The sequence below is a fragment of the Rathayibacter sp. AY1B4 genome, assembly GCF_002932815.1.
GTDB lineage: Bacteria > Actinomycetota > Actinomycetes > Actinomycetales > Microbacteriaceae > Rathayibacter.
This window is the reverse complement of sequence record NZ_PSWN01000018.1, coordinates 45,691-71,395: the sequence shown is the minus strand read 5'-3', so window position 1 is coordinate 71,395 and position 25,705 is coordinate 45,691. Positions and strand designations below refer to the sequence as shown.

Below are 25,705 nucleotides of genomic sequence, written 5' to 3'. Positions count from 1 at the left end.
GTTCTCGGGGGGAGAGGGGGATTCTCGGGGGCGGTGCAGGAGGAGCACTGCGGGACGCTCCTCCCCCGGCCCGTCGCGCGGGGGCGCTCCGGGCCGGGTGGAGAGGGGATCAGCTCGCGAAGGTCCAGGTGAGCGGGAGCGAGGCGGACAGGCCCTGGTAGGCGTTGGTGGCCGACGAGTCGAGGGTCACGGCGATGGAGAAGGGGGTGGAGGTGCCGGGGGTGACCGGGGCGGTGTTGAGGGTCTTGACGGCCGAGCCGGCGAGGGTCGCGGCGGTGCCGGTGAAGACGGTGGTCCCGCCGGAGGTGATCACGACATTGAGCTTGCCGCAGAAGTCGGTGGCGGAGCCGGAGGCGCCGGCCGCGACGTTGTTGCTCTGCGAGCAGGTGGCGCCGGGGGTCAGCGTGAAGGTGTTGGCGTTGACGGTGCCGGTGTTCTTCAGCGTGATCGCGGTGGTGACGGTCTGGCCGGGGACCATCGTGGTCGATCCGCCGAACTTGTTGATGGTCGCGCAGGTCGCGGTGTTGGTGCTGATCGAGCCGCCGTCGGTGCTGAGGCAGGTGATGGGGCTGGCGCCGGTCGACTTCTCCTCCATGACGAGCGAGCCGGAGGCGGCGGTGTTGCCGGTGTTGGAGATGCTCGCGACGAAGCCGGACAGGGTGCCGGACATCGAGACGGAGAGGAGAGCGGCGGCGGCGATGCTCGTCGCGATGGCGAGGGGAGCGAAGCGGACGCGCTTGGACTTGGCGGTGTGGGTCGACATGGCAGGACTCCTGATCGGGTGGGGCGGGCTGGTGCTGAAGGGGGAGGGTCCGGCTGGTGGTCCGCCGAACTCGATTGACCGCTAAGTTACTTGATGACCAAGATACATTGCAATCGTTCTTTCACCCCCTGTCCGGGTGACAGGCCGGGACCCCCGAGGGCGACCCGTACGATGACCCCAGCCCTACCCCGAGAAGGACGAATGACCACCGAGAGACCGACCCCCCGCGACGTCGACCAGGACGCGCCCGCCGTGCAGCTGCGGCAGTCGCTCCGCCTGCTCGAGAACGCGCAGCGGCACCTCCGCGCGAGCATCGCCGCGGGCGTGGGCGTGGGCATCTCGGAGCTCACCGCGCTCGAGGTCCTCGGCGAGTCGCCCGACCTCACGCCGAAGTGGCTGGGTCTCGAGCTCTCCCTCTCGACGGGCGCCGTGACCGCGCTCCTCGACCGGCTGGCGACCGCCGGCCACGTCGACCGGCTCGCCAACCCGCAGGACCGCCGCAGCGTCCTGCTGCGCCTCACCGCCTCCGGGGAGCAGCTGCTCGCGCAGGTGGACGAGCGCTACGACGAGGTCAGCGCGGAGGTGCTGAAGGCCTCCCCCGGGCTGAACGGCATGGCGGACGACCTGGCGCGTGCCGCCGCGGTCATCACCGCGCACACGATCCGCTGATCCGCGCCAGTCGCTAGGAGTCCAGCGCCCGGGTCAGGGTCCAGACGTTGCGCCCCTCGGAGCGCTCGTGCTCGAACGTGGTCGTCAGAGCCTGGATGAGGGCGAGCCCGCGGCCCGACTCGGCGAAGACGTCCGGCATCTCCCGCGGCCCCGTGCCGATGTCCGGAGGATCGGCCGTGTCGACCAGCTCCGCGTGGATCGCGTCTCCCTCGACGCGCACGACGAGGCGGCAGACGATCGTCGTCGTCGACGTCGCGTGCTGGATGACGTTGTCGACCAGCTCGACCAGCGCCGTCTCGACGGCCATGCGGTCGCGGGTCGGCAGGTCCGGGCGCTCGCCCCAGAGCTCGGCGAGCATCTCGTGGACGACCTCGGTGTCGTCCGGGGGCGTGCGGAACCCGACGCTGCGCTCAGTCACGGTACGCGTCGCCGGCCGTGTCGAAGAGGGTGAGCACCCGGTCCAGGTTGGACAGCTGCAGCACCATCACGACCTGCTCGCTGGGCGCCGCGATCCGCAGGTCGCCGCCCGCCTGCCGCGCGGTCTTGAGAGCGCCGACCAGGGCGCCGAGACCCGAGGAGTCCATGAACGTCACCGCGCTGAGCTCGACGACGATGCGGGGGCTGCCCTCGTCGATCGCCCGGCGGACGGCCGAGCGCAGCTCAGGAGCCGAGGCCGCGTTGAGCCGCCCCTCCCCCCGCAGCACGGCGATGTCGGGGGCGATCGTCTCGGTCGTGAACGTCATGCGGGGTCCTTCTCGGCGGAGCGGTCGGCGCCCGTGCGGGTCAGCACGAGGGCGGTGATGTCGTCGGACGCGGAGCCGGAGGCGGCGAGCGCCCTCAGCGCCTGCAGGAACGCGGCGGTGTCGGCGGAGTCGCGGGCGAGGTCGACCGCGCGCGCCAGGGACTGCAGCGTCCCGTCGTAGAGGTCGAGGACGCCGTCGGTGAAGGCCAGGAGCGAGTCGCCGACCGCAAGCTCCACGGTCTGGGTGATCCAGCCGCCGTCCTCCGCGATGCCCAGCGGGAGGCCCAGTGCCGCGAGCCGCTGGAACGAGCCGTCGGCGCGGAGGAGGACGGTGAGCCCGTGGCCCGCGTCGACGAAGTCGATCCGGCCGGACGCGGTGTCGAGGCGCCCGTGGAAGAGGGTCGCGAAGGTCTCGGTGGCCGTGAAGTCGTCGTGCAGCTGGGCGCTCACCGCGCTGACGACCGCGTCGGGGTCGCCGCCCAGGCGCGCCCGGAACGCGGAGCGGATCGAGGCGGCCACGATCGCCGCCGCCGTCCCCTTGCCCATCACGTCCACGAGGGTCAGGTCGACCGTCTCGTCGTCGCCGCGCCAGCTGTAGAAGTCGCCGGTGATCGTCCACCGCGGCAGCGAGAGCCCCGAGAGCTCGTAGCCGGCGGGGTGGTGGAGGGAGGAGGGAGCCATCTGCGTCTGCATGTCGGCGGCGCGGTCGCGCTCCGCCGTGTCGCGCAGCTCGCGCTCGACCCACTCGCCGAACTCCTCGAGCAGCTGCCGCTCGTCCGGGGTGAGGCTCCGGGGCACGAAGTCGATGAGGCAGAGGGTGCCCAGCTGCAGGTCGCCCTCGACCGACAGCGGCCGCCCGGCGTAGAAGCGGACGTGCGGGTACCCCGCGACGTGCTCGTGCCCGGCCCACGCCTCGTCGGCGCCGAGGTCCGGCACGACGAACGTGGTGCGCTTCTCGAGCGTCGCGTCGCAGAAGGTGCCGGCGCGCGGGTAGGCAAGCACGGCGTCCGGACGCTGCGGGGACTTCGTGAACAGCGTGGTGTCGTCGAGGAAGTGGATCTCGGCCACGGGCACGCGGAACAGCTCCTCGGCCATCCGTGTGATCCGGTCGAAGCGCTCCTCCGGAGCCGACCCCATCATCTCGAGCGCCTCGAGCGCCACCAGCCGCGGATCCTGCTCGGCCTCGATCATCCGTGCCCCCTTCCCCCTGCGCGCCGCGCCGGGACTCCCCGGAGCGCACACGCACCTCCGACCGTATCGCCCCGCTTGACGGGTGGGGGACCTTCGGCGCCTCTGTACCCCTCACGGGGTACGGCTGTCGCAGATCGCGCGGTCGGGAGCGTCGGCGGTGGCCGATCCCGGCCGTCCTCGCCTCCGCCTCTTGCCGCCGGACGGAGCGGACCCCTACTCTTCACCCGACGCTCCCCCGGCGACCCGCGAGCACCCGAAGCCCGCAGGCTCGTGGGCGTCGCCTCAGGAGCGCCCGTGCCCACCCAGCCGCGTCCCCTCCGCCGATCGCGCGCGGAGACGAACCGACCCTCTCGATCCGACGCGCCCCGGCGCGGGAGCCCGCTCGCTGCGGCGCTCCTGCTGGTGACAGCCCTGATCCTCCCGCTCGCCGCCGCGCCGACCGCGTCCGCCGTCGACTCGGCGGGCGACGAGTACGACGCGATGCGCCTCGGCCTCGTCGCCGACCTGACGGGCACGATCCCGGGCAGCGCGAGCGTCGGCGGCCTCGCCGCGGCGAAGGGCCGCCTCGTCGCCGAGGCCGAGGGCTACTGGTCGACGCTCGAGACCGACGGCGGCGAGCCCTGGCCCGACCTGGTCACGGGCACCTCGGCGGTGGAGGTGTGGGCCGCCTACAAGCGGGTCACCGTCCTCGCGACCGCGCTGAAGACCCCCGGGACCGCCCTCACCGGCGACCCGGCGCTCCTCCGCGACGTCGTCACGACCGCCGACTGGCTCTCGGCGAACCGCTACAACCGCTCCACCACCGGCACCTCCCGCTGGTGGGAGCAGCAGATCGGCATCCCGCTCGAGCTGAACAGCATCACCGCCCTCCTCTACCCCGACCTCTCGGCGGCGCAGGTGCAGGCCTACCTGTCGGCCTCGACGCGCTTCGCCGACACCGTCACCCGGACCGGCGCCAACCGCGTCTGGACGGCGGCGGTCATCGCCGGGCGGGCAGTGCTTCTGAAGCAGCCGGCGAAGATCGCGGAGGCGGCCGCCGGCATCGACCCGGCGCTGCGGACGGTGGCGTCCGGCGACGGCTTCCACGCCGACGGCTCCTTCGTGCAGCACAGCGTCTTCGCCTACAGCGGCGGGTACGGGCTCTCGATGCTCGACACCCTCGACGACCTGTACGCGCTGCTCGACGGCTCCCGCTGGGAGATCACGAGCCCGGAGGGGCTCGGCGTGTACGACCGGCTCGCCTCCTCCTTCGCCCCCGTCACCTGGTGCGGCGCCGTGATGTCGACGGTCCGCGGCCGCGAGACCGCGCGGGCGGAGTCGGAGGACGGCGACGTCGGCGTCCAGCTGCAGGCGGCGGTGCTGCGCCTCGCCGACAGCGCCCCGCCCGCGGCCCGGACCCGGACGAACGCGCTGGCGAAGAGCTGGCTGGCCTGCAACGCCGGCAGCCCCGTGAGCATCGAGACGGCCGGATCCGTCAGCGACGTCGTGCGCGCGCGGCTCGTCCTCGCCGACACGGGCCTGACCGCGACCCCGATCGGCTCGGGCGTCCGGGCCTTCGCCGGCATGGACCGCTTCACGCGGACCACGGCGACCTCGGGCTTCGCCGTCGGCCTGTCGAGCACGCGGATCGCGCGCTACGAGTCGCTCAACGGCGAGAACCGCAGCGGCTGGTACACCGGCGACGGCGCGACCTCGCTCCACCTGGGCAGCGGGCGCCAGTACGACGACGGCTACTGGGCCACGGCGAACCCGTACCGGATGCCCGGCACCACCGAGGACACGATCGTCCGGAGCGCGGGCGAGGGCGCGTCGTCCCGCCCGACGACGACCTTCACCGGGAGCCTCGAGAGCCCGTCGCGGCGGACGGGGATCGCGGCGCTCGACTTCGACGCGGCGTCGGTGAGCCTGGTCGCGAAGAAGGCCTGGTTCACCTTCGACGACGAGATCCTCGCGCTCGGCTCCGGGATCACGGCGACCGACATGTCCGGGACCGGCTGGGACGGGGCGCGCCGGCGCGCGGAGACGGTGATCGACGACCGCCGCGACGTCGCTCCCGATGCGAGGCTCCGCGTCGACGGCGTCCTCCGCGGTGCGGAGGCGACCGCCACGAGCACCGCCCGCTGGGCCTCGATCACCGGCTCCGCGGAGTCGGTGGGCTACGTCTTCCCGACGCCGATCGCCCTGACCGCGCAGGGGCGGACCCGCACCGGAGCCTGGAGCGCCGTGAGCGCCGCCGGTCCGACGGCGCCGGTGACCGGCCACTACTACTCCCTCACGACGAGCCACGGCACGAACCCGACCGGCGCCTCGTACGCGTACACGGTCCTCCCCGGCGCCTCCGAGGCGGCGACCGCCGCGTACGCGGTGGACCCGGACGTGACCGTGCTCAGCAACACCCCCCAGCTGAGCGCCGCCCGCGACCGCTCGACCGGCACCGTCAGCGCCGTGTCGTGGAAGGCCGGGACCACGAGCCCCGTGCTCGTCGGAGGCACCCGGGTCGCGAGCATCACCGGCGCCGGACTGGTCTCGATCCGGGAGGACGCGGACACGGTGACCGTCTCGACCGTCGACCCGACGCAGGTCTCGACGAGCGCGCTCACCGTGACGCTCGCGCGGCCGACCGCGGGCACGGTGTCCTCGAGCGCCGCCCTGAGCGTGACGAGCAGGACGAGCACCGCGACGACGATCACGTTCCGGCCGAGCGGGCTGAAGGGAGCGACGGCGTCCATCGTGCTCGCGAAGAGGGCCGCCACTCCGGTATCGACGGCCACGCCCACGCCGACCGCGACCGCCGCGCCGACCTCGACCTCCACGCCGACCGCCACCGCGACTCCGCTCGCCGCCGTCGGGGCCGGCACCCACCAGAACGGCTCGCCGGCCGTCGCCGTCACGGGCACCTGGTCCACGACCTCCTCCTCCGCGGACAGCGGCGGAGGCGTCTCCTTCTCGTCGACAGGGGGCGCCTCCGCCACCCTCCGCTTCACCGGCACCGGAGTCTCGTGGGTGAGCCGCCGGTCCAGCACGTCCGGGATCGACGAGGTCCGCCTCGACGGCGTCCTCGTGGCCTCGGTCGACCGCTACAGCGCCACCACCCGCTCCGCCCAGACCGTCTGGACCAGCGGGACCCTGCCCGCCGGCACCCACACCGTCACGATCACCCGCGGCAGCACGCGGAACCCCGCAGCGACCGGGGGCAACCTGATCCACGACGCCTTCGTCGTGAGGGGCTGACGGCCCGGCTATCACCGGCCGCGGTGCCTGGCCAGGCCCTCGCTCGGCGGCGGGCGGGCCCGTAGCGTCGCCCGGACCGATCGACCCGCCGGGGTCACGACGAGAGGACGCGCCATGAGCAGCACGAGCGACATGATCCGGAGCCACCCCGAGGAGCTGCGAGGCGTCGATCCGGAGGTCCTGGCCGAGTGCATCGACGCGTGCGGCGCCTGCGCACTCACCTGCACCGCCTGCGCCGACGCGTGCCTCGGCGAGGAGTCGGTCGCCGAGCTGGTCCACTGCATCCGCACCGACCTCGCCTGCGCCGACGTGTGCGCCGCGACCGGCGCCGTGCTCTCCCGCCGCGGCGTCGTCGGATCCGCGGCCGTCCGCGCCCTCGTCGAGGCCTGCCTCCTGGCCTGCCGCGCCTGCGCCGACGACTGCGAGCAGCACGCCGGGATGCACGAGCACTGCCGGATCTGCGCCGAGGCCTGCCGCCGCTGCGAGCAGGCGTGCGAGAGGCTGCTCGCGCAGCTCTGAGCGCGGGCTCCACCGCGGGACACCTCCCCACCGGACTCGACGGGCGGCTGTCAACCGTCCTGCCCTGAGCGTCCGGCGCTCCTACGGTCGGTGGCGAGCACGGCGTCGTCGGGGCTCGGAGCGATCGCAGGCGGTCCTTCCGTCCCCGACGATCCGCAGACGCTCGAGATGGAGGACGACCGTGGCCCAGACCAGCACCGAGCGCGACCGCACCGCGCCCGACCCCGACGACTCCCGCAAGCCCGACGGACCGACGGACGTCACCAAGCGCTCGTGGGGCTACGTCCTCAAGAAGACGCTCCGCGAGTTCGGCGCCGACCAGTGCACGGACATCGCGGCGGGGCTGACCTACTACGCCGTCCTCGCCCTCTTCCCGGGCCTGCTCGCGATCGTGTCCATCCTCGGCCTCTTCGGCCAGGCCGAGACCACGACCGACACCGTGCTCGAGATCGCCGGCGGATTCGTCTCGGCCGACGTCCTCGACACGGTCCGCGGCCCGATCCAGGAGCTCACCTCCAGCCCCGCCGCCGGTCTGGCCTTCGTCACCGGTGTCCTCGGCGCCCTCTGGTCCGCCTCCGGCTACGTCGGCGCGTTCGGGCGCGGCATGAACCGCGTCTACGAGATCGACGAGGGCCGCCCGATCTGGAAGCTGCGCCCCACGATGCTCGCCGTCACCCTCGTGACGGTCCTCCTGCTCGTGATCGCCGGGCTGATCCTCGTGCTCAGCGGACCCGTCGCGCAGACCATCGGCGACGCCGTCGGCCTCGGCGAGGTCGCCCTGACCGTGTGGAGCATCGCCAAGTGGCCGGTACTGATCGCGATCATGGTCGTCATCGTCGCGGTCCTCTACCACTGGTCGCCGAACGTGCGGCAGCCGAAGTTCCGCTGGACCAGCATGGGCTCGATCCTCGCCCTCGTCGTCTGGGCGCTGGCGTCGGCCGGCTTCGCGTTCTACGTCGCCAACTTCAGCAACTACAACAAGACCTACGGCGCGCTCGGCGGCGTGATCGTCTTCCTCCTCTGGCTCTGGATCACGAACCTCGCCCTGCTCTTCGGGGCCGAGTTCGACGCCGAGCTCGAGCGAGGCCGCCAGCTGCAGGCGGGCATCCCGGCGGAGGAGCACATCCAGCTCCCGCCCCGCGACACCCGGCAGAGCGAGAAGAAAGCCGAGAAGCACGCCGAGGACGTCGCCGACGGCCGCGAGCTCCGCGAGAGCGCCGGGCGCCCCGAGCGGTGATCCCGACCGGGCGGGACCTCCCGGCCCATTAGGGGAGCCGCCTCCCCGCGGCAACCCTCTTGAGGTCCCGCGGGCGGCGCGCGGAGGCTGGTCGCATGCGGAAACTGCACTACTCCAGCGGCCACCTCCTCGTCGGCGACCTGACCTGCAAGGCGGTCCTCCGGTACGCCCGGGCCCTCGCGGACGTCAACAAGTCGGACGTCGTCTCGGTGCCGGTCCTGACCGAGGGCGGCGGCCGCGCCTACGCCCACCTGCTGATCGGGCCGGCGAGCCAGCTCTGGTCGCTGCCGATCGACAGCAGCGAGGTGGAGGAGCCGGACGACGCGGAGGTCATCGCCCACATCGAGCTCGAGACGCGCCGCATGCAGCCGGCCCGCCCCTCCTGGAGCGAGGAGATGACGGACATCCCGCCGCTGGACTTCCTCGAGTACACGGACATCGCCGACCTCGAGGACGCTCGGCGCGACCCGATGGACTAGGCCGCCGCCGGCTCCTCGGTGGAGCGGGAGTCGCTGAGGGACAGCGAGCCGATCGTCGCGATCACGCCGACGAGGACCGCCACGACGAGGAAGGCGACCCGCTCACCCGCGAAGAAGCTCCGGACGAGGTCCGCGCTCCACGCGCCCGCCGGGAGGGTGGTCGCCACCAGCGCGGCGATCAGCGTGCCGACGACGGCCGTGCCGATGCTGGTGCCGATCTCCTGGGCCGTGTCGTTGAGCGCCGCACCGATCGAGGTGCGGTTCGCGGGCATCGCCTCGACGAGGGCGACGGCGCAGATGGTCATGATCGTCCGCAGGCCCACCGTCATCACGACCATCATCACGGCGATCGCGAGGTAGCCCCGGTCCACCGCCCAGGACATCCCGAGCAGCGCGCCGACCAGGAGCCCGGTGCCGATCAGGCAGGCCGCGCGGTGCCCCAGCTTCGCGGCGAGGCGCTCGGTGACCGGAGTGGCGGCGAGCATCGTGACGATGACGGGCAGGTTCGCGAGGCCGGCGCGCACCGGGCTCCAGCCGTAGGCGTACTGGAAGTGCAGGATCAGGCCGAACAGGACGCTCGCGAAGGCGACCGAGGCGCCGAGCTGCGTGAGCGCCGCTCCCCGCGCGGGGCCGGCGCGGAAGATCGCGAGGTCGATCATGGGCGAGACAGCGCGGCGCTCGCGGACGACGAATCCCGCGACGGCGGCGACGGTGCCCGCGGCGCAGGCGATCGTGAGGAGCGACAGCCAGCCGTTCTCGACTCCGCTGGTGAGCGTGTAGCAGCCGAGCCCCACCGCGGCGACGGTGAGGGCGGTCCCCGGCAGGTCGAGCCGACCGGAGGTGAGGTCGGCGCGCCGGTCCGCGGGGACTCCGAGGCGCACGCCGATCCAGACCAGCAGCGCGATCGGGGCGTTGACGACGAGCAGCCACTGCCAGCTGACGGTGCTGAGGATCGAGCCGCCGAGGAGGGGGCCGAGGACCATGCCGGACATCCCGACGATCATCACGATCGTGATCGACCGCATGCGGAGCCTCTCGTCGTCGAAGAGCCGGAACACCAGCGACATCGTGACGGGCGCCATGGCGGCCGCGGCGCAGCCGAGCGCCGCGCGGAGGGCGATCAGCTGGCCGATGTCGGTGACGAGGACGACGGCGAGGCTGATCAGCCCGAACGCGGCGAGGCCGGTGAGGAGCACGCGGCGGCGGCCGAACCGGTCGGCGGCGGACCCGGCTGTCAGCAGCAGCCCGCCGAAGGTCAGGGAGTAGGCACCGGTCACCCACTGCAGTCCGGCGGTCGACCCGTCGAGTGAGCGTCCGATCGTCGGGAGGGCGATCGAGAGCAGCGTGTTGTCGACCATCTCGACGAAGAACGCGAGGCAGAGAGCGGCGAGCGGGAGTGCCGCGGAGCGGAGGGAGGTGTGAGCGCGGGACTCGGCGGAGGTGGTCGTCGGAGCGGACATCGAGGCGCCTTCCTATCGAACGCCGTTCGACTCTCGTACGGCGTTCGATAGTATGGAACGCCGTTCGGTAAGATGCAAGCCATGCCTGCAGATCGCCCGACGGAGACCGCTGCCGCGCCCTCCCCCGCCCGGGGCCGCCGCCGAGCGTCGCACTCGCTCGACACCGTGCTGGCCGAGGCGATCGCGATCCTCGACGAGTCCGGGGAGTCGGCCCTCACGTTCCGCGCGCTCGCGGCCCGACTCGGCGGCGGTGTGGCGAGCATCTACTGGTACGTCGGCAGCCGCGACGAGCTGCTGGAGCGGGCGACCGACGAGGTCATGGGTCGGGTCCTCGCAGACAGCGAGCCGCTCACCCACGGGCCGGACCCGATCGACAACGTCCGCGGCGTCGCGCTGGCCCTCTTCGACGAGTGCGTCCGCCGACCCTGGTTCGGCCTCTACATGCTCCGCACGACCGGGGTTCAGCCCAACTCGATGGCGATGTACGAGCGCCTCGGGCAGCAGCTCATGGCTCTCGACCTGACGCCCCGGCAGCGGTTCCACGCCGTGTCGTCCATCGTCAGCTACGTCGTCGGAGTCGCGGCCGACCTGGCGCAGCCGCCGCCCCGCGAGTTCCTCGAGAGCGGGATGGAGAGGGGCGAGTTCCTCGAGCACCTGGCCGACCGCTGGCGCGCCCTCGATCCGGAGGAGTTCCCCTTCGGCCACCACGCGGCCGACGTCATGGCGACGCACGACGACCTCGACGTGTTCCGCTCCGGCCTCGACCTGCTGCTGGCCGGGCTCCGGCTGCAGGCGGGGCGGGGCTGAGGCCGGGTCAGCTCCCCGAGGTCCGCCGGATCGCGACCACGGTCACGTCGTCCGCCAGCAGCCCCTCGGCCGCCAGGCGGGTGACGCCGGCGACCGCGGCGGCGGCGGTCGCGGGGGCGGCGACGGCCGCGTCGGCCACCCGGTCGAGGGCGGCGAGGGAGCCGTCGAAGAGGTCCAGCACGCCGTCGCTGCAGATCAGCAGCAGGTCGCCGGGGTGGAGCCGGAGGCCGGTCGGCTCCCACTCCTGCGTGCCGAGGAGGCCGAGCGGCAGGTGGGCGGAGGGGATGCGCTCGCGCGAGCCGTCGGCGCGGCAGACGATCCCGAGTCCGTGCCCGGCGTCGACGAGCGCGATGTCGCCGGTCGACGCGCTGAGCCGCAGGTGGAGGAGCGTGACGAACGCGTCGTTCGCCGACAGGTCCGGCTCGACGACCCGGTCGATGAGCGCCATCGTCGCCGCCGGGCCGAGGGCGGGAGGAGTGACGCGCAGGGCGGCGCGGACCGTGGCGGCGATCATCGCGGCGCCGACCCCCTTGCCCATCACGTCGGCGACGGTGACGGCGAGCCCGTCGGGCGTGCAGCGCCAGTCGAAGAAGTCGCCGCTCACCGTCCCGCTGGGCACGCAGGCGCCGGCGACGTCGTAGCCCGGGAGGTCCGGGACCGAGCGGGGCTCGAGCCGCCGCTGCACCCTCTCGCCGTCGGCGAGCTCCTGCCGCGAGCGGGCGGCGCCGGCGGTGAGCATCTGCGCGACCTGCTCGCCGCTGAGCGACGCCATGCTGAACGACACCACGACCAGCAGCACCAGCGTGATCAGCGTGGTGGTCGGGGTCCCGAACCAGGTCGCGAACAGCTCGCTGCGCAGCCCCGCGGCCAGGAACACAGCGAACCGGAGCGCGTAGTAGAGGGAGAGGGCGCCGGAGCTCAGCAGCAGCGGCCAGCGCGTGCGCGAGCGCCCGGCGCCGAGCAGCGCGATCTCGCGGGTCGACAGGCCGATGAGGAGCGCCACCGAGGCGAGGTAGAGCGGCCCTCCCGACCAGTCGTTGACGGCGGGCGAGTCGAGGCTGGACACGCCCGTCACCACCACGGTCGGAGCGACCACCAGCCACCACGGCGTCGGCCTGCCGCGGAGGGAGCGGCTCGCCGCCCAGACCGCGGCGGCGCCGGCCACGATGAGCCCGTTGCCGAGCGGATTCGCCCACACCTGGTCGGCCGTGCCGTCGCGGAGGTAGGCGAGCGAGCCGCCCATGAACAGCGCGAGCGCCGTGCACCACCAGAAGCTGAAGGACGAGCGCGTCGACCGGTAGGTGACCAGCGCGAACAGCAGGAAGAGGGTGAGGGCGGTGACCCCGAAGGCGACGCGGAGGGTCGTGGCATCGAGCAAGGCGGGTCCGTGGCCCTTCCAGGAGACCGAGCGGCGGAGCGGCGGACGGGCGCCGCGATCAAGGGGATCCTGGCACGGCGCGCGGGCCGCACGGGGCGCGCCGTGGCGGCCGGCCCCGGGGATCCGCGGCAGTGCGGCCCGTCCGCCCACCCGACGGGGGGAGCAGGAGGGGAGCTCGCACGTTCGAGGAGAGACCACAGCCCTCGCGCTCGATACAGCATCGCGTGTACTGTCGCTCCCGTGCCCGCCACCGCGACCCTCACCCACTCCGCTGCTCTCGCGCGCCTCGGATCCGCCCTGGCGGACGAGACCCGGTCCCGGATCCTGCTCGCGCTGCGCGAGGCTCCGGCCGTCCCCTCCGACCTCGCGGACGCGCTCGGGGTCTCTCGGCAGGTGATGTCGAATCAGCTCGCGTGCCTCCGCGGATGCGGGCTGGTGGAGGCCGTGAAGGACGGCCGGTACACCTGGTACCGGCTGGCCGAGACCCGGATCGCCGGGGCGCTCGACCACCTGCTCCGCCTGGCCCTGGTCGTCGATCCGGACTGCTGCTCCGGCGACGACTGCCGCTGCGCATGAGCGCCCTGCGCGCTCCGCTCCTCCCCGCCCGCCGCCGCGTGCTGCAGAGGCGCATCCGCTGGATCGTCGGCGCGACCATCGGCTACAACGTGGTGGAGGCGATCGTGGCCCTCGCCGCCGGGACGGTCGCCTCGTCCACCGCGCTCGTCGCCTTCGGCCTCGACTCCGTGGTGGAGGTGCTCTCCGCCGCGGCCGTCGCCTGGCAGTTCTCGGGCCGCGATCCGGAGGCGCGCGAGCGCACCGCGCTGCGGGTCATCGCCGTCTCGTTCCTCGGCCTGGCCGCGTTCGTCGCCGTCGACTCGGTCCGGGCGCTGCTCGGCTTCTCGGAGGCCCAGCACTCCCCCGTCGGCATCGTGCTGGCCGCCGTCAGCCTGCTGGTGATGCCCGCGTTCTCCCTGCTCGAGCGCCGGACCGGCCGCGAGCTCGGCTCGGCCTCGGCCGTCGCGGACTCGAAGCAGACGCTCCTCTGCTCGTACCTCTCCGCCGCCGTCCTGGTGGGCCTGCTTCTGAACAGCACGCTCGGATGGACGTGGGCCGACCCCGTCGCCGGCCTCGTGATCGCCGCGGTCGCCGTCCGCGAGGGCCTGGAGGCCTGGCGCGGCGAGTCCTGCACGACGCCGATCTCCGCGCTGACGAGGGAGGACTCCGAGGCCTGCGGCTGCTGCTGAAGATGGAGGGACGGCGCGGCGCACATCGGCGGTGAACAACCTCCGTCAGGACTTCGTCGCGAGGCCGGCGGCCGATCGGACCCGCTCCGGAGCCACCGACGGCCGACCCGCGCCTCGACGACGTGCCGGCACCCGATCCCGCCGCGCTCCAGCTCCTCGCGCTCGCGGCGGAGCCCGACGCGGACCCGCCGCGCCTCGGCCAGCGGCAGCACCGCCTCCGGATCGACGGTCGCCAGCAGGAGCGCCGCCCGCGACCTCGCCGCCACCCGCACGTCGAGGCACGGCGTCGCCTCGGCGAGTCCGAGCAGCGCGGCCACCAGCAGCTCCAGCTCGACCGCCGTCGCGTGGAGCACCAGCACCCGCGAGGCCGGGCTCGACGGGCGGCGGACGAGGAGCGTCGCTCCGGTCATCGTCGCCGCCCTCCCCTGCTCAGTACCGGACGTCCGCCCCGCCTCGGCCCTCGGCGACCGCCCGCGCGACGTCGGCGTGCACGCATGGGTTCCTTCTCTCGTCCTGCTGCGGTGCGAACCGCGCCGCACCTCCATCCCACGACTCGGGCACCCGGCCGGGGAGAGGGTTGCCACGCGCGCGTCGGCGGGTCAGGAGGCGCCGGGGCCGCCGGGGATGAGAGGGTTGCGCGATGTCCACAGCGAGCGTGCCGTCGCCGCGCGCCGGAGTCCGGACCCGGCGCTTCCGGCGCCTCGCCCGCACGGGCTTCGCCGTGAACGGACTGATCCACCTCCTGATCGGCGGCCTCGCCCTGCGCGTCGCGGTCAGCGACGAGACCTCGCGGGAGGCGGACGCGTCCGGAGCGATCGGGCGCATGGCCGACTCCCCCGTCGGGCTCGTGGTGGTCTGGGCCGCGCTGGTCGGGCTGGTCGCGCTCGGCCTCTGGCAGCTCTCCCTCGGCGGGCGCTCCTCCGCGCCGGGGCTCCCCGCCCGCCTAGGCCGCCGGATCGTCGAGTCGGGCAAGGGCTTCGCCTCGCTCACGCTCGCGGGCACCACGCTCGTCTTCGCGCTCGGCGGCTCGACGAGCTCGTCGGCGACGATCCGCCGCATCAACACCGAGCTGCTGACGAGCACGGTCGGCGTCGTGATCCTCGTGATCGTCGGCGGGATCGTGCTGGGCAGCGGGATCGGCTTCGTCGCGATCGGGATCCGGCGCGGCTTCCGCAAGCTCGTCCGCATCCCCGAGGGCCCGACGGGGACGGCCGTGCTGATCCTCGGCGCGACCGGCTACATCACGAAGGGGCTCGCTCTGGGCCTCGCCGGCGGGATCTTCGTGGTCGCGGCGCTGACCGGCGACGCCCGCCAGGCGACCGGGCTCGACGGGGCCATCCGCTTCCTCGACGTCCCTCCGTACGGCACGATCGCCCTGACCCTCGTCAGCGCGGGACTGGTCATGTACGGGCTGTTCCTCGTCGCCCGGGCGAAGCTCGCGAAGCTCTGAGCCGACGCGGCAGTCGTTCACAGTCGCCACCCATATCGCTGAGTATCGTTCGGAGAAACAGGAGGTCATCATGAACGGATCGTCATCGACCGGCGCGTTCGGCACCGGCACGCCCATCGAGAGCATCTGGCGCGCGATGGAGCAGGCCCGCTCCCGCATGGAGAAGCGCGTCGGCTCCCGGGTCGGCCGCGGGGACGTGCGCACCGCGGTGCTCGCGCTCCTCGCCGAGCAGCCCATGCACGGCTACCAGATCATCCGCGAGATCGAGGAGCGCAGCGGAGGCGACTGGAAGCCGAGCCCCGGCTCGGTCTACCCGACCCTCCAGCTCCTCGCGGACGAGGGACTCATCACGGCCGACGAGCAGAACGGCCGCAAGACCTACACGCTGACCGATGCCGGCCGCGCGACGGTCGCCGAGCACGGCACCTCGACCCCGTGGAACGACTCCGACCACGTCGACTTCGGCGCCCTGCCCAAGGCGGGCCTCGAGCTCGCCCAGGCCGCGGCCCAGGTCGGACGCTCGGGCACCCCCGAGCAGATCCGCAAGGCCGTCGCCGAACTCGAGGACGTGCGCCGCCGCCTGTACGCGATCCTCGCGCAGGACTGACCCGGGTGGCCTCGGTCAGCCCGGGTCCTGCCGCCCCGGGCCACCGAGAGCGGGAGGACCGGCGGCGCTACCGCCGGATCCTCCGCTTCGCCGCGTGGCATCTCGCGGTCACCTGGTTCTTCGACCTGCTCCTGCCGCGGGTGGGGCTCACGCGCGTCGCGCTCCGCACCCGGCCCGGCCGGATGCGCCGCTTCGCCCGCAGCTTCCACGTGCTCGCGGTCGACCTCGGCGGCCTGATGATCAAGGTCGGCCAGTTCATGTCGTCGCGCCTGGACGTGCTGCCGCCCGAGATCACCCGCGAGCTGGAGGGGCTGCAGGACGAGGTCCCGCCCGTCCCGTTCCCGCGGATCCGGGTGCTGGCCGAGTCCGAGCTCGGGCTGCCGCTCGAGCGCGCGTACGCCGGAGTCGACGAGTCGCCCGTCGCCGCCGCCTCTCTCGGGCAGGCTCACCGCGCCCGGCTCTCCCCCGTCGACGCCGAGGACACCGGCTACTCCGCCGCCATCATGAAGGTGCAGCGGCCGGGGATCGACCAGATCGTCGAGGTCGACCTCGCGGCTCTGCGCCGCGTCGGCGGCTGGCTCAGCCACGTGCGCCTGGTCTCGGACCGCGTCGACGCCCCGGCGCTCGTCGAGGAGTTCGCGGTCACCAGCCTCGAGGAGATCGACTACCTGCAGGAGGCGGCCAACTCCGTCCGCTTCGCCGCCGACTTCGCGGGCGACGCCCGGGTGGCCGTCCCGGACGTGGTCTGGGAGCGCTCGACCCGCAAGGTCCTCACGCTCGAGGACGTCACCGCGATCAAGATCACCGACCACGCCGCGCTGCTGGCCGCCGGGATCGACCCGCGGGAGGTCGCTCCGGTCTTCGCGGCCGTGATGTTCGACCAGCTCTTCACCAACGGCTACTTCCACGCGGATCCGCACCCCGGCAACGTCTTCGTCACGCCGACCCCTGGGGGCGAGCTGCCCTGGCGCCTCACCTTCATCGACTTCGGGATGATGGGCGAGGTGCCGCCGAGCACCCGCGCAGGACTGCGCCGGATGCTGATCGCCGCCGCATCCCGCGACGGCAAGGGGCTCGTCGACGCGGCCCGCGCGGTCGGCGTCCTCCTCCCCTCGGCCGACTCCCGCGAGCTGGAGCGGGCGCTCACGCAGCTCTTCGCCCGCTTCGGCGGCATGGGCTTCGCCGAGCTGCGGGAGGTGGATCCGCGCGAGTTCCGCGACTTCGCCGTGCAGTTCGGCGACGTGGTGCGCGCGCTGCCGTTCCAGCTCCCCGAGAACTTCCTGCTCGTCATCCGCGCGATGTCGCTGACCTCGGGCGTCTGCAGCGCGCTCGACCCGGCCTTCAACCTGTGGGACTCGGTCGAGCCCTACGCGCAGCAGCTGATCCGCGAGGAGCGCGGCTCCGTCGTGCAGGACGTCGGCAAGCAGGCCGTCGACACGCTCGGCCTGATCTGGCGCCTGCCGCGCCGGCTCGACGAGCTCGTCACGACCCTCGACGACGGCGAGCTCGCGGTCACCGTCCCCACCATCGAGCGCCGGCTGAACCGGCTCGAGGGCACCGTCCGCCGCGTGATCTCGGCCGTGCTGTTCGCGGGACTGCTGATCGCCGGCGCCGTCGTGCGCCCGGACGACAGCGGCTTCGGGACGGTGCTGATGATCGCGTCGGCACTGCCGCTGCTGCACGCCCTGCTGGCCCGCGGCCCGCGCGGCTGAGAGCCGCCGTCAGGCCGCGGCCGCCGCGTCGCATCCGTCACCTCCTCCGCCCACCTCACCGGCGGCGCGGTCGACATCGGCTACACGGACGCGGACAGCTGGCTCGCGCAGCACGGCACCGACTACGGGCTCTGCCAGATCTACGCGAACGAGATCTGGCACTTCGAGCTCGCCACCGAGCCGGGCGGCGACTGCCCGGAGCAGCTGCCCGACGCGAGCGCGACCTGAGCGGCTCTCCCGCGCTCCCGGGATCCGATGCGTCGCGAAAGGTCGTCATCGGAGGCGAAGGGGAGCCGTTCGCGACGCATCGATCGCGCAGGCGGCCGGGCTCAGCGGCTGGTGAGCAGCTCGACGAACTCGTCGGCCATCGCGAGCTGGGCGCTCAGCGCCTCGCGGCGCTCGCGGGCCTGCGCGACGAAGGCGTCGAGCTGCGCGCGGACCTCGGCCGGCGCGTCGTCGCCCTCGGCCTCGAGGGTGTCGATCACGCGGAGCAGCGCGGCCATCTCCTCCAGCGAGAAGCCGAGCGGCTTCATGCGGCGGATGAGGATCAGGCGGTCGTAGTCGGTGGACGTGTAGAGGCGGAAGCCGCCCTCGGTGCGGCCGGACGCCTTCACGAGGCCGATCTCGTCGTAGTGCCGCAGGGTCCGGAGCGAGAGGCCGGTCCGCTCGGCGAGCTCGCCGATGTGCATGGTGCCGATCCTGCTCACCCCTTCAGATCTACCCTTACGTGAGGGTAGGGTTGCCCGTGCTGCTGACACGCCTCTGCAAGCTTGGCATCCCCGCCCGCTTCCGCCGACCCGATGCCGCAGCCCTCCGCGCTCCTCGTCGAGCACCCCTCCCACTCCCTGGAGCCGCCGCGATGGCCCTCGCCTCGAAGACCCCTGCCCGCCCCCACGCCGAGCCCACCGTGATGACGGCGCTGCGCACCCCCCGCATCCTGACCCGCGAGGTCCTCGCCGGCCTCGTGGTCGCGCTCGCGCTCATCCCCGAGGCGATCTCGTTCTCGATCATCGCGGGCGTGGATCCGCGGGTCGGCCTCTTCTCGTCGTTCGTGATGGCCGTGTCGATCGCGTTCCTCGGCGGACGCCCCGCGATGATCACCGCCGCCACCGGCGCCGTCGCCCTCGTGATCGCCCCCGTCGCCCGCGACTACGGGATGGACTACTTCATCGCGACGGTGATCCTCGCGGGCGTGTTCCAGATCGCGCTCGGGCTGCTCGGAGTGGCGAAGCTCATGCGCTTCATCCCCCGCAGCGTGATGGTCGGATTCGTGAACGCGCTGGCGATCCTGATCTTCTCGGCGCAGATCCCCAACCTGATCGGCGTGCCCTGGCTGGTCTACCCGCTGGTCGCCGTCGGCATCGTGATCATGGTCGTGATGCCGCGCCTGACGAAGGCCGTTCCGGCGCCTCTCGTCGCCATCGTCCTCATCACCGCGGCGGTCGTCGTGACGGCGGTCGCCGTCCCCACCGTGGGCGATCAGGGCGAGCTGCCCCGCAGCCTCCCCGAGCTGTTCCTGCCGAACGTACCGCTGACCTGGGAGACCTTCACGACCATCGCGCCGTACGCCGTCGCGATGGCGCTCGTCGGACTCCTCGAGTCGCTGATGACCGCGAAGCTCGTCGACGACATCACCGACACCCCCTCCCGGAAGACCCGCGAGTCGCTCGGGCAGGGCGCCGCGAACGTGCTCTCCGGCCTGTTCGGCGGCATGGGCGGCTGCGCGATGATCGGCCAGACGATGATCAACGTGAAGGCGTCCGGCGCCCGCACCCGCATCTCGACCTTCCTCGCCGGCGTGTTCCTCCTGATCCTCGTCGTCGCGCTCGGCGACCTCGTCGCGATCATCCCGATGGCCGCGCTGGTCGCGGTGATGGTGATGGTCTCGGTGGCGACGTTCGACTGGCACAGCATCCGCCCGTCGACCCTGAGGCGGATGCCCGTCGGCGAGACGGTCGTCATGATCGCCACGGTCGTCGTGGTCGTCCTCACCCACAACCTGGCGATCGGAGTCGTCGTCGGCGTCCTCGCCGCCATGGTCGTCTTCGCCCGCCGGGTCGCCCACTTCGCCACCGTCGAGCGCACCCTCTCGGCCGACGGATCGACGGCCCACTACACGGTCACCGGCGAGCTGTTCTTCGCCTCCAGCAACGACCTCACCACGCAGTTCTCGTACGCGGAGGACCCTGCGCACGTCGTGATCGACCTCTCCGGCTCCCACATCTGGGACGCCTCGACCGTCGCCGCGCTGGACGCCGTCACGACCAAGTACGAGCGCCACGGCACCCGCGCCGTGATCGCGGGCATGAACGACGCCTCCACCCGGATGCACGGCCGCCTCGCCGGGAATCTCGGCGCGGGGCACTGAGGGTCGGGGCTGCGGGACCGCACGCGCAGCCCCTCAGAGCGGCGCGAGCACCAGCGACCAGAGCCAGCGCCCGCCGACGACCCGGTGCACGACCACGAACAGGGCGGTGATCGCGAGTCCGACCGGCAGCAGCACGGCGCCGGCCGCGAGGCGGTCGGCGGGCACGGCGAGCAGCAGGCCGAGCGGCACCGACGCGCAGGCTGCGACCAGCGCCGCGACGAGAGCGGCGCGGCGGTCCCGGGTCGGCTGCGGCACGACGCCGATCCGGCGCCGGACCAGCCAGTGGGCGAGGGCCCACGCGGCCGTGGTCCCGAGGGCGGTGCCGCCCGCGATCGCCGGCACGACGAGTTCGGCAGGCAGGAGGAGCCCGCCGACGAGCGCCCCCGCCGCGACGCCGACGGCCGAGACGACCTGGGTCGCCAGCGAGTCGCGGGCCCGACCCAGCGCGAACATCGCCCGGTTGAGAACGTAGGTCTGGCTGAAGCCGACCAGACTCAGGGCGAGCAGCTGCAGGACTCCGCCGATCACCGGTGTGCCGAAGACGAGCTGCGTGAGCAGTGGCGCCGCCGCGACGAACAGGAGCGTCGCGAGCAGAGTGACGGCGAGCACCGCGTCCTCGGTCCGTCGGAGGTTCACCGCCGCGGCCGCCCGATCGCCGCGGTGCAGGTCCCGGCTGAGCGGCGTGAACATCGCCGTGGCGACGGAGACGACCAGGATGCCGTGCGGCAGCAGGAGCAGCAGCTGCGCGCTCGAGAAGGAGTTGAGGCTCGGCCCGTCGACGCCGGCGCGGTTCATGGCCTGGCCGGCCGCCGTCGCCGCGTTCGAGACGACGATGTACGACACCTCTGCGACGAGGGCGCCGAGGAACACCCAGACCGCGTCCCGCGACACTCCGCCGAGCCCGGCGACGCCGAAGCGCGGCCGCAGGCGGACGCCGACGGACCGCGAGAACGCGACCGCGATCACCCCCTGCACCACGATCGCCGCAGTGGCAGTGCCGCACAGGAGCGCCACCATCTCCGGCGTCCACTCGTCGGCGGGTGTCGACGCCGCCTCGGGGTGGATCAGGAGGAACACCGCGATCCCGAGCACCGAGATCACGTTCGCGCAGGCGGGCGCCCACGCGCCCGGCCCGTACTTCTCGGCGGAGTTGAGCAGCTGCGAGAAGACGGCGAAGACGATGTAGAAGAAGATCTGCGGCAGGCACCAGTAGGCCATCTGGGTGGCGAGCAGAGCCCAGTCGGCCGACCAGCCCCCGGCGTAGAGCCCGACGATCAGCGGCGCCGCGAGCGTGCAGGCGGCCGTGAGGAGCGCCGCTCCGCCGAGGCACACGGTGAGCAGCCGCTCGAGGGTCCGCACGCCCTCCGGTCCGTCGGCCCGCGCCCGGACCATCTGCGGCACGAGCACCGCGCCGAGCACCCCGCCCGCGATGAGCCCGTACAGGTAGGTGGGCGCGGAGTTCGCGACCTCGAACACCTGCCCGCCGACCGACGCGCTCGTGCCGCCGACCGCCACGATCAGGAGCGCCAGCCGGACGAACCCGAGGATCCGCGAGACGAACGACGCGACCACCATCCCCCCGGTCGCGCTGCGCATCCGGGCAGCATAGGCGGTGCGACCCGGGTCGCCACCGACCGCGGCGCCCGCCGGGGTCGATGCGTCACGAACGGTCGTCACGGGCGCGGGAGAGGGGCCGATCGTGACGCATCGATCCCGCGGAGGGCGGGCTAGACGCGCACGGGTGCGACGGAGGCGCGGCGGATCAGCCGCGTCTCCAGCTCCATGCGGGTGGCCGAGGCTCCCGAGGCGAGCGGGGTCGCCGACCGGTGCGCCTGGTGCAGCATCCGGAAGGCGATGGCGCCCATCTCGCCGATGGGCTGCTGGATCGTGGTCATCGGCGGGGTCGCCCAGGCCGACTCCTCGACGTCGTCGAAGCCGATGACGCTGAGGTCGCGGGGGATGCGGAGGCCGGCGTCGTCGGCGGCCTCGTAGACGCCGAGCGCCATCACGTCGGAGCAGGCGAAGAAGGCAGACGGCGCGTCGGGCTCGGCGAGCATCAGCCCGGCGGCCTCGCGGGCCAGCTCGCGGTCCCAGTCGCAGTAGGCGACCCGCGGATCCTCGACCCCGGCGGCGCGGAGCGCGGTGGTGAAGCCGTCGATCCGGGCGCTGCTGTAGAGCTGGGTGCGGGTGCCGCCGAGGACGCCGAAGCGGGTGTGGCCGGCGTCGAGGAGGTGCTCGGCGGCCATGCGGCCCCCGTCCCAGTTGGTCGCGCCGACGCTCGCGACGTCGGCCGGCGGCCGCGTGCTGGGGTCGACGACGACGACGGGCAGCTCGGCGGTGGTCAGCAGGTGCAGCTGCGCGGCCGAGACGTTGACCAGCACCACGATGGCGCCGAGCGAGGGGCGGCGGAGGAGGCGGCTGATCCAGGCGCCGTCGTCGCGGGCGCGGGTGAGCACCAGGTCGACCCCGGCGGCGGAGGCCTCGGCCTCGATGCCCTCGAGGACCGGGCCGATCCACGTGCCGCCGATGTGGCCGACGACGACGTCGACGATCTGGGCGGAGTGCGGATCCTCCACCGGCGGGCGCAGGCGCGGACGGCGGCGGTAGCCGAGCGCGTGCGCCGCCTCCATCACGCGCAGACGGGTCGCCTCCGAGACGTCGGTGCCGCCGTTGAGCACCTTCGAGACGGTGGGGACGCTCGTCCCGGCGCGCTCGGCGATGAGCGCCATGGTCGGGCGGGTGGTCGCTCCGGAGACGTCGTCGTGGTCGGGCATGTGCTCACCGTAGCGGATACCGACTTTCGCAACTGGACCGGCGCGCGGACGGCTTGCTCCCGCCGGGAACCGCGGTGCATGATGGTCGGACGCCGGGGCTCCCGCGCAGAAGTTGCGCAAGTCCTGTTCGATGACGAACCGCGGAGCGATCCGCCCGCACGTGAGGACGACGATGACCGACCACTCCCCGACCACTCCCGGCAAGACGGCCCTCGTCGTCCGAGGGGGCTGGGACGGCCACCAACCGGTCGAGGCGACCGAGCTGTTCCTGCCGTTCCTCCGCGACAACGGCTACGACGTGCGCGTCGAGGAGTCGACCGCCGTGTACGCCGACGAGGCCTACATGCGGACGGTCGACCTGATCGTGCAGTCGAACACGATGACCTCCATCCAGTGGGAGGAGTTCCTGGGCCTCCGCGCGGCGGTCGAGCGCGGCACGGGCCTCGCCGGCTGGCACGGCGGGATCGCCGACTCCTACCGCGACAACTCCGACTACCTGCAGCTGATCGGCGGCCAGTTCGCCTCGCACCCCGGCAAGCACCCGGACGAGCGCACCGGCCAGCAGTCGGACAACTACATGCCGCACACGATCGAGATGACGGCCCTCGCCGCCGACCACCCGATCACGCAGGGCATCTCCGACTTCGAGCTGGTCACGGAGCAGTACTGGGTGCTGCACGACGACTACAACGACGTGCTCGCCACGACCACGCAGGCCGTCCGCCCGTGGGACCCGTGGAAGCGCCCCATCACCTCCCCCGCGATCTGGACACGCCTCTGGGGCGAGGGCCGCATCTTCGTCTCGACGCCGGGCCACCGCGTCGAGATCCTCCAGGACGACAACGTCCGCACGATCATCGAGAGGGGAATGCTGTGGGCGTCCCGCTGAGAGTCGGCATCATCGGCGTCGGGAAGATCAGCGAGCAGTACCTCGCGAACCTCCCGACCTTCCCCGGCCTCCGCCTCGTCGCGGTCGCCGACCTGAACCAGGAGCGGGCGCAGCAGGTCGCCGACGAGCAGGGCGTCCGCGCCCTCACCGTCGACGCGCTGATCGACGACCCGGAGATCGATGCGGTGCTGAACCTCACCATCCCGGCGGCGCACGTCGAGATCGGCACCCGCGCCTTGAAGGCGGGCAAGCACGTCTTCGCCGAGAAGCCGCTCGGGCTGAACCCGGCCGAGGCCGCGCCGATGCTCGACCTCGCGGACGAGCTGGGCCTGCGCTTCGCGAGCGCCCCGGACACGGTGCTCGGGACCGGCGTGCAGACCGCGCGCCTCACCCTCGACTCCGGAGCGATCGGCACCCCGATCGCCGCGCAGGTGCACTGGGCCGCGCCCGGCCACGAGCGCTGGCACCCGGCGCCCGAGTTCTACTACCAGCCCGGCGGCGGCCCGCTGCTGGACATGGGCCCGTACTACCTGACGGCGCTCGTGCACTTCTTCGGGCCGGTCGTCCGCGTCACGGGCCTGGCCACCCGCTCCGACCGCCCGCGCACGATCGAGACCGGGCCGAAGGCGGGCACGCCGATCGAGGTGACGATCGACACGCACATCACCGCGCTGCTCGAGCACGCGAGCGGAGTCGCCACCACCGTCACCGTGAGCTTCGAGGTCTGGCGCAGCCGGGCCCCGAAGTTCGAGGTCTACGGCACCGAGGGCACCATCTCGGTCCCGGATCCGAACATGTTCTCGGACCCGGTCGAGGTCGCCGTCCGCGACGAGGACTGGCGGGTCGTCCCCGACTCCGCCGGCGTGATCGACACCGGTCGCGGAGTGGGACTGGCCGACCTCGCAGAGGCGATCGCGGAGGACCGCCCTCACCGCGCCTCCGGCCGCGTGGCCCTGCACGTGCTCGAGATCATGGACGCCGTGCTCCGCTCGAACGAGGAGAAGGCGGTCGTGACGATCGCGAGCACCGCCGAGAAGCCCGACGTGATGCCGCTGCGCACGGCGGGCTCGATCGGCGCCTGACAGCGCCGGGGGGCGACGACGGGAGGCGGGGGATCGCCGCCAGCGCGTCGCTCCCCGTTCGGGGGTGACGGCGGGGCGCGACGCCGTAGACTCGGCGGATCGACGGTCCTCAGCCGCCGTCGCACGCGGAGGGGGATCGGCCGTGGCAGTCGGCTTCCGGCGGAGCGGTGAGCTCCGTGCCCTCGTGCGCCCCCGGCTCCGGGCGGCCGGCGAACCGCTCTCCCTCGAGGACCACCGCTCCCGGCTGTCCGGCTGGCTCAGCATGCCCGGCGGGCCGGGTCTCGTGCGCCCTTCCGCCCTCGCTCCGGCGTGGGAGGCGCCCCTGCTCCGGCTCGTGCGCGCCGGGGCGCCGGCGGAGGACCTGCACGAGGCGACCACCGGCTCCCCCGAGGGCTCGCGCCTCGCGGCCGTCGTCGAGCTCGTCCGCGACGCCCTGCACTCCGCGGACGACGATCGCGCTCTGCGGCTCACCGGCTGGCTGGTGCGCATCCGCTACGACCCGTCGGCCGACTCCTTCCTCCGCCGCTACGGGATCGCGCTGACCGTCCGCCTGCCGCTGAGCGGCGGCCTCGACGTGGAGGTGCCGCTCGACGCCCCGGCGCTGCGCCTGCTCTACGCGGAGCTGGCGGCACCCACGGATCCGGCCGCGGCGGTCGTGGCGGTCGAGACCCTGGAGCCGTCGACCCTCGCGGCGTCGACGCTCGCCTCCCTCTACTCCGCCCGCCGACGCTGGAGCGACGTGGCCGAGTTCTCGGCGCCCGTCGACAACGTGGACGCCGCCTCCGCCGCGGTGCTCATCCGCCGCGGCGTCGCTCTCCGCGAGCTCGGCCTGATCGAGGGCGCCCTCGAGGCGTTCGACCGCGTGGTGCGCCCGACCGTCACCAGCGCGCGTCCCGTGGAGCTGCGGGCGGAGGCGCTGCTCGAGCGCGCGAGCACGCTCCTCTCGGACGGGCGCACGGCTCCGGCTCGGCGCGATCTGGAGCGCGTGCTCTCCCGCTACCCGGACAGCGCCGCGGCGCACGAGCTGCTGGCGGTCACCGGGCGCTGACGCGACGGAGGGGCGCACCCTCTGCAGGATGCGCCCCTCCGGGGAGTGCGTCGGC

General features: G+C 73.3%; 24 protein-coding genes. 15 read left to right on the top strand and 9 right to left on the bottom strand.

Annotated features, from left to right (window positions below; translation table 11 throughout):
- Nucleotides 1-109 precede the first annotated feature (109 nt).
- Entirely contained in the window at nucleotides 110-763 is a 654-nt protein-coding gene (locus tag C5D66_RS12405) for a hypothetical protein (protein WP_104224276.1), read from the bottom strand.
- 201 nt (nucleotides 764-964) lie between these two features.
- On the opposite strand from C5D66_RS12405, the gene C5D66_RS12400 reads away from it, so the two are divergent.
- Entirely contained in the window at nucleotides 965-1,432 is a 468-nt protein-coding gene (locus tag C5D66_RS12400; protein ID WP_104224277.1) for a MarR family transcriptional regulator, read from the top strand.
- 13 nt (nucleotides 1,433-1,445) lie between these two features.
- Here the strand turns inward: C5D66_RS12400 and C5D66_RS12395 are convergent, their stop codons facing one another.
- From C5D66_RS12395 to C5D66_RS12385, 3 genes are read right to left on the bottom strand one after another with little or no spacing between them, the layout of a single operon-like run.
- Nucleotides 1,446-1,850, bottom strand: a complete 405-nt coding sequence (locus tag C5D66_RS12395) for an ATP-binding protein (protein ID WP_104256700.1) — start codon at nucleotides 1,848-1,850, stop codon at nucleotides 1,446-1,448.
- A complete protein-coding gene (locus C5D66_RS12390) occupies nucleotides 1,843-2,175 on the bottom strand; it encodes an STAS domain-containing protein (RefSeq protein ID WP_104224279.1) in 333 nt (110 codons plus the stop codon). Before C5D66_RS12390 ends, C5D66_RS12395 begins: the two co-directional genes overlap by 8 nt.
- Nucleotides 2,172-3,365, bottom strand: coding sequence for a PP2C family protein-serine/threonine phosphatase (locus C5D66_RS12385; protein WP_104256699.1), 1,194 nt, complete (start codon nucleotides 3,363-3,365; stop codon nucleotides 2,172-2,174). The genes C5D66_RS12390 and C5D66_RS12385 overlap by 4 nt, the downstream gene beginning before the upstream one ends.
- 402 nt (nucleotides 3,366-3,767) lie before the next feature.
- Here C5D66_RS12385 and C5D66_RS12380 point away from each other — a divergent pair, with 402 nt between their 5' ends.
- The 4 genes from C5D66_RS12380 (at nucleotide 3,768) to C5D66_RS12365 (ending at nucleotide 8,831) form a co-directional block, all read left to right on the top strand.
- The gene (locus C5D66_RS12380; protein ID WP_146079311.1) at nucleotides 3,768-6,596 is read left to right on the top strand and encodes a polysaccharide lyase 8 family protein; all 2,829 of its coding nucleotides are present in this window, start codon (nucleotides 3,768-3,770) and stop codon (nucleotides 6,594-6,596) included.
- 114 nt (nucleotides 6,597-6,710) lie between these two features.
- Nucleotides 6,711-7,115: a four-helix bundle copper-binding protein gene (locus tag C5D66_RS12375; protein WP_104255963.1), complete on the top strand. Its 405-nt coding sequence runs from the start codon at nucleotides 6,711-6,713 to the stop codon at nucleotides 7,113-7,115.
- 181 nt (nucleotides 7,116-7,296) lie between these two features.
- A complete protein-coding gene (locus tag C5D66_RS12370; RefSeq protein WP_104255962.1) occupies nucleotides 7,297-8,352 on the top strand; it encodes a YihY/virulence factor BrkB family protein in 1,056 nt (351 codons plus the stop codon).
- Nucleotides 8,353-8,447: 95 nt separating this feature from the next.
- Nucleotides 8,448-8,831, top strand: a complete 384-nt coding sequence (locus C5D66_RS12365) for a hypothetical protein (protein ID WP_104227132.1) — start codon at nucleotides 8,448-8,450, stop codon at nucleotides 8,829-8,831.
- Here C5D66_RS12365 and C5D66_RS12360 read toward each other — a convergent pair.
- Nucleotides 8,828-10,291 carry an MFS transporter gene (locus tag C5D66_RS12360; protein ID WP_104255961.1) on the bottom strand — a complete coding sequence of 488 codons (1,464 nt, stop codon included), beginning with the start codon at nucleotides 10,289-10,291 and terminating at the stop codon, nucleotides 8,828-8,830. The two genes, C5D66_RS12365 and C5D66_RS12360, sit on opposite strands and share 4 nt — an antisense overlap.
- A gap of 81 nt (nucleotides 10,292-10,372) precedes the next feature.
- Here C5D66_RS12360 and C5D66_RS12355 point away from each other — a divergent pair, with 81 nt between their 5' ends.
- Nucleotides 10,373-11,098 carry a TetR/AcrR family transcriptional regulator gene (locus tag C5D66_RS12355; RefSeq protein ID WP_219814271.1) on the top strand — a complete coding sequence of 242 codons (726 nt, stop codon included), beginning with the start codon at nucleotides 10,373-10,375 and terminating at the stop codon, nucleotides 11,096-11,098.
- A gap of 7 nt (nucleotides 11,099-11,105) precedes the next feature.
- Here the strand turns inward: C5D66_RS12355 and C5D66_RS12350 are convergent, their stop codons facing one another.
- Nucleotides 11,106-12,476 carry a PP2C family protein-serine/threonine phosphatase gene (locus C5D66_RS12350; protein WP_104255959.1) on the bottom strand — a complete coding sequence of 457 codons (1,371 nt, stop codon included), beginning with the start codon at nucleotides 12,474-12,476 and terminating at the stop codon, nucleotides 11,106-11,108.
- A gap of 240 nt (nucleotides 12,477-12,716) precedes the next feature.
- Between C5D66_RS12350 and C5D66_RS12345 the strand changes: the two genes are divergently transcribed.
- The 5 genes from C5D66_RS12345 to C5D66_RS12325 all read left to right on the top strand — a co-directional run bounded on the left by C5D66_RS12345 (nucleotide 12,717) and on the right by C5D66_RS12325 (nucleotide 17,489).
- Complete coding sequence (locus tag C5D66_RS12345; protein WP_104234042.1) at nucleotides 12,717-13,052, top strand: helix-turn-helix transcriptional regulator; 336 nt, start codon at nucleotides 12,717-12,719, stop codon at nucleotides 13,050-13,052.
- The gene (locus tag C5D66_RS12340; RefSeq protein WP_104255958.1) at nucleotides 13,049-13,720 is read left to right on the top strand and encodes a cation diffusion facilitator family transporter; all 672 of its coding nucleotides are present in this window, start codon (nucleotides 13,049-13,051) and stop codon (nucleotides 13,718-13,720) included. The genes C5D66_RS12345 and C5D66_RS12340 overlap by 4 nt, the downstream gene beginning before the upstream one ends.
- A 640-nt stretch (nucleotides 13,721-14,360) precedes the next feature.
- Nucleotides 14,361-15,170, top strand: coding sequence for a DUF1206 domain-containing protein (locus C5D66_RS12335; protein ID WP_104227140.1), 810 nt, complete (start codon nucleotides 14,361-14,363; stop codon nucleotides 15,168-15,170).
- A gap of 70 nt (nucleotides 15,171-15,240) precedes the next feature.
- Nucleotides 15,241-15,777, top strand: coding sequence for a PadR family transcriptional regulator (locus C5D66_RS12330; RefSeq protein WP_104224292.1), 537 nt, complete (start codon nucleotides 15,241-15,243; stop codon nucleotides 15,775-15,777).
- Nucleotides 15,778-15,782: 5 nt separating this feature from the next.
- On the top strand, nucleotides 15,783-17,489 hold the full coding sequence (locus tag C5D66_RS12325; RefSeq protein WP_104255957.1) for an AarF/ABC1/UbiB kinase family protein: 1,707 nt from the start codon (nucleotides 15,783-15,785) through the stop codon (nucleotides 17,487-17,489).
- 329 nt (nucleotides 17,490-17,818) lie between these two features.
- On the opposite strand, the gene C5D66_RS12315 is transcribed toward C5D66_RS12325, so the two are convergent.
- Nucleotides 17,819-18,178 carry a MerR family DNA-binding transcriptional regulator gene (locus tag C5D66_RS12315; RefSeq protein WP_104227142.1) on the bottom strand — a complete coding sequence of 120 codons (360 nt, stop codon included), beginning with the start codon at nucleotides 18,176-18,178 and terminating at the stop codon, nucleotides 17,819-17,821.
- 170 nt (nucleotides 18,179-18,348) lie between these two features.
- Here C5D66_RS12315 and C5D66_RS12310 point away from each other — a divergent pair, with 170 nt between their 5' ends.
- A complete protein-coding gene (locus C5D66_RS12310) occupies nucleotides 18,349-19,857 on the top strand; it encodes a SulP family inorganic anion transporter (RefSeq protein ID WP_104255956.1) in 1,509 nt (502 codons plus the stop codon).
- A 33-nt stretch (nucleotides 19,858-19,890) separates the two neighbouring features.
- Here the strand turns inward: C5D66_RS12310 and murJ are convergent, their stop codons facing one another.
- Both murJ and C5D66_RS12300 read right to left on the bottom strand, forming a co-directional pair.
- The gene (murJ, locus tag C5D66_RS12305; protein WP_104255955.1) at nucleotides 19,891-21,453 is read right to left on the bottom strand and encodes a murein biosynthesis integral membrane protein MurJ; all 1,563 of its coding nucleotides are present in this window, start codon (nucleotides 21,451-21,453) and stop codon (nucleotides 19,891-19,893) included.
- 131 nt (nucleotides 21,454-21,584) lie between these two features.
- Complete coding sequence (locus tag C5D66_RS12300) at nucleotides 21,585-22,631, bottom strand: LacI family DNA-binding transcriptional regulator (RefSeq protein WP_104255954.1); 1,047 nt, start codon at nucleotides 22,629-22,631, stop codon at nucleotides 21,585-21,587.
- 172 nt (nucleotides 22,632-22,803) lie between these two features.
- Here C5D66_RS12300 and C5D66_RS12295 point away from each other — a divergent pair, with 172 nt between their 5' ends.
- The 3 genes from C5D66_RS12295 to C5D66_RS12285 all read left to right on the top strand — a co-directional run bounded on the left by C5D66_RS12295 (nucleotide 22,804) and on the right by C5D66_RS12285 (nucleotide 25,650).
- On the top strand, nucleotides 22,804-23,520 hold the full coding sequence (locus C5D66_RS12295; protein ID WP_104255971.1) for a ThuA domain-containing protein: 717 nt from the start codon (nucleotides 22,804-22,806) through the stop codon (nucleotides 23,518-23,520).
- On the top strand, nucleotides 23,505-24,602 hold the full coding sequence (locus tag C5D66_RS12290) for a Gfo/Idh/MocA family protein (protein WP_104255953.1): 1,098 nt from the start codon (nucleotides 23,505-23,507) through the stop codon (nucleotides 24,600-24,602). Before C5D66_RS12295 ends, C5D66_RS12290 begins: the two co-directional genes overlap by 16 nt.
- Before the next feature lie 142 nt (nucleotides 24,603-24,744).
- Nucleotides 24,745-25,650 (top strand): tol-pal system YbgF family protein, encoded by a 906-nt coding sequence (locus tag C5D66_RS12285; RefSeq protein WP_104255952.1) that lies wholly within the window; start codon nucleotides 24,745-24,747, stop codon nucleotides 25,648-25,650.
- The last annotated feature ends 55 nt before the right edge of the window (nucleotides 25,651-25,705 follow it).

Excerpts from the sequence above, each read along its gene's own strand:
- C5D66_RS12400 (WP_104224277.1), top strand. The coding sequence starts at position 965 with ATGACCACCGAGAGACCGACCCCCCGCGACGTCGACCAGGACGCGCCC.
- C5D66_RS12390 (WP_104224279.1), bottom strand. The coding sequence starts at position 2,175 with ATGACGTTCACGACCGAGACGATCGCCCCCGACATCGCCGTGCTGCGG.
- C5D66_RS12375 (WP_104255963.1), top strand. The coding sequence starts at position 6,711 with ATGAGCAGCACGAGCGACATGATCCGGAGCCACCCCGAGGAGCTGCGA.
- C5D66_RS12315 (WP_104227142.1), bottom strand. The coding sequence starts at position 18,178 with ATGCACATCGGCGAGCTCGCCGAGCGGACCGGCCTCTCGCTCCGGACC.
- C5D66_RS12360 (WP_104255961.1), bottom strand. The coding sequence starts at position 10,291 with ATGTCCGCTCCGACGACCACCTCCGCCGAGTCCCGCGCTCACACCTCC.
- C5D66_RS12335 (WP_104227140.1), top strand. The coding sequence starts at position 14,361 with ATGTCCACAGCGAGCGTGCCGTCGCCGCGCGCCGGAGTCCGGACCCGG.
- C5D66_RS12340 (WP_104255958.1), top strand. The coding sequence starts at position 13,049 with ATGAGCGCCCTGCGCGCTCCGCTCCTCCCCGCCCGCCGCCGCGTGCTG.
- C5D66_RS12310 (WP_104255956.1), top strand. The coding sequence starts at position 18,349 with ATGGCCCTCGCCTCGAAGACCCCTGCCCGCCCCCACGCCGAGCCCACC.
- C5D66_RS12365 (WP_104227132.1), top strand. The coding sequence starts at position 8,448 with ATGCGGAAACTGCACTACTCCAGCGGCCACCTCCTCGTCGGCGACCTG.
- C5D66_RS12330 (WP_104224292.1), top strand. The coding sequence starts at position 15,241 with ATGAACGGATCGTCATCGACCGGCGCGTTCGGCACCGGCACGCCCATC.
- C5D66_RS12300 (WP_104255954.1), bottom strand. The coding sequence starts at position 22,631 with ATGCCCGACCACGACGACGTCTCCGGAGCGACCACCCGCCCGACCATG.
- C5D66_RS12405 (WP_104224276.1), bottom strand. The coding sequence starts at position 763 with ATGTCGACCCACACCGCCAAGTCCAAGCGCGTCCGCTTCGCTCCCCTC.
- C5D66_RS12385 (WP_104256699.1), bottom strand. The coding sequence starts at position 3,365 with ATGATCGAGGCCGAGCAGGATCCGCGGCTGGTGGCGCTCGAGGCGCTC.
- murJ (WP_104255955.1), bottom strand. The coding sequence starts at position 21,453 with ATGCGCAGCGCGACCGGGGGGATGGTGGTCGCGTCGTTCGTCTCGCGG.
- C5D66_RS12295 (WP_104255971.1), top strand. The coding sequence starts at position 22,804 with ATGACCGACCACTCCCCGACCACTCCCGGCAAGACGGCCCTCGTCGTC.
- C5D66_RS12355 (WP_219814271.1), top strand. The coding sequence starts at position 10,373 with ATGCCTGCAGATCGCCCGACGGAGACCGCTGCCGCGCCCTCCCCCGCC.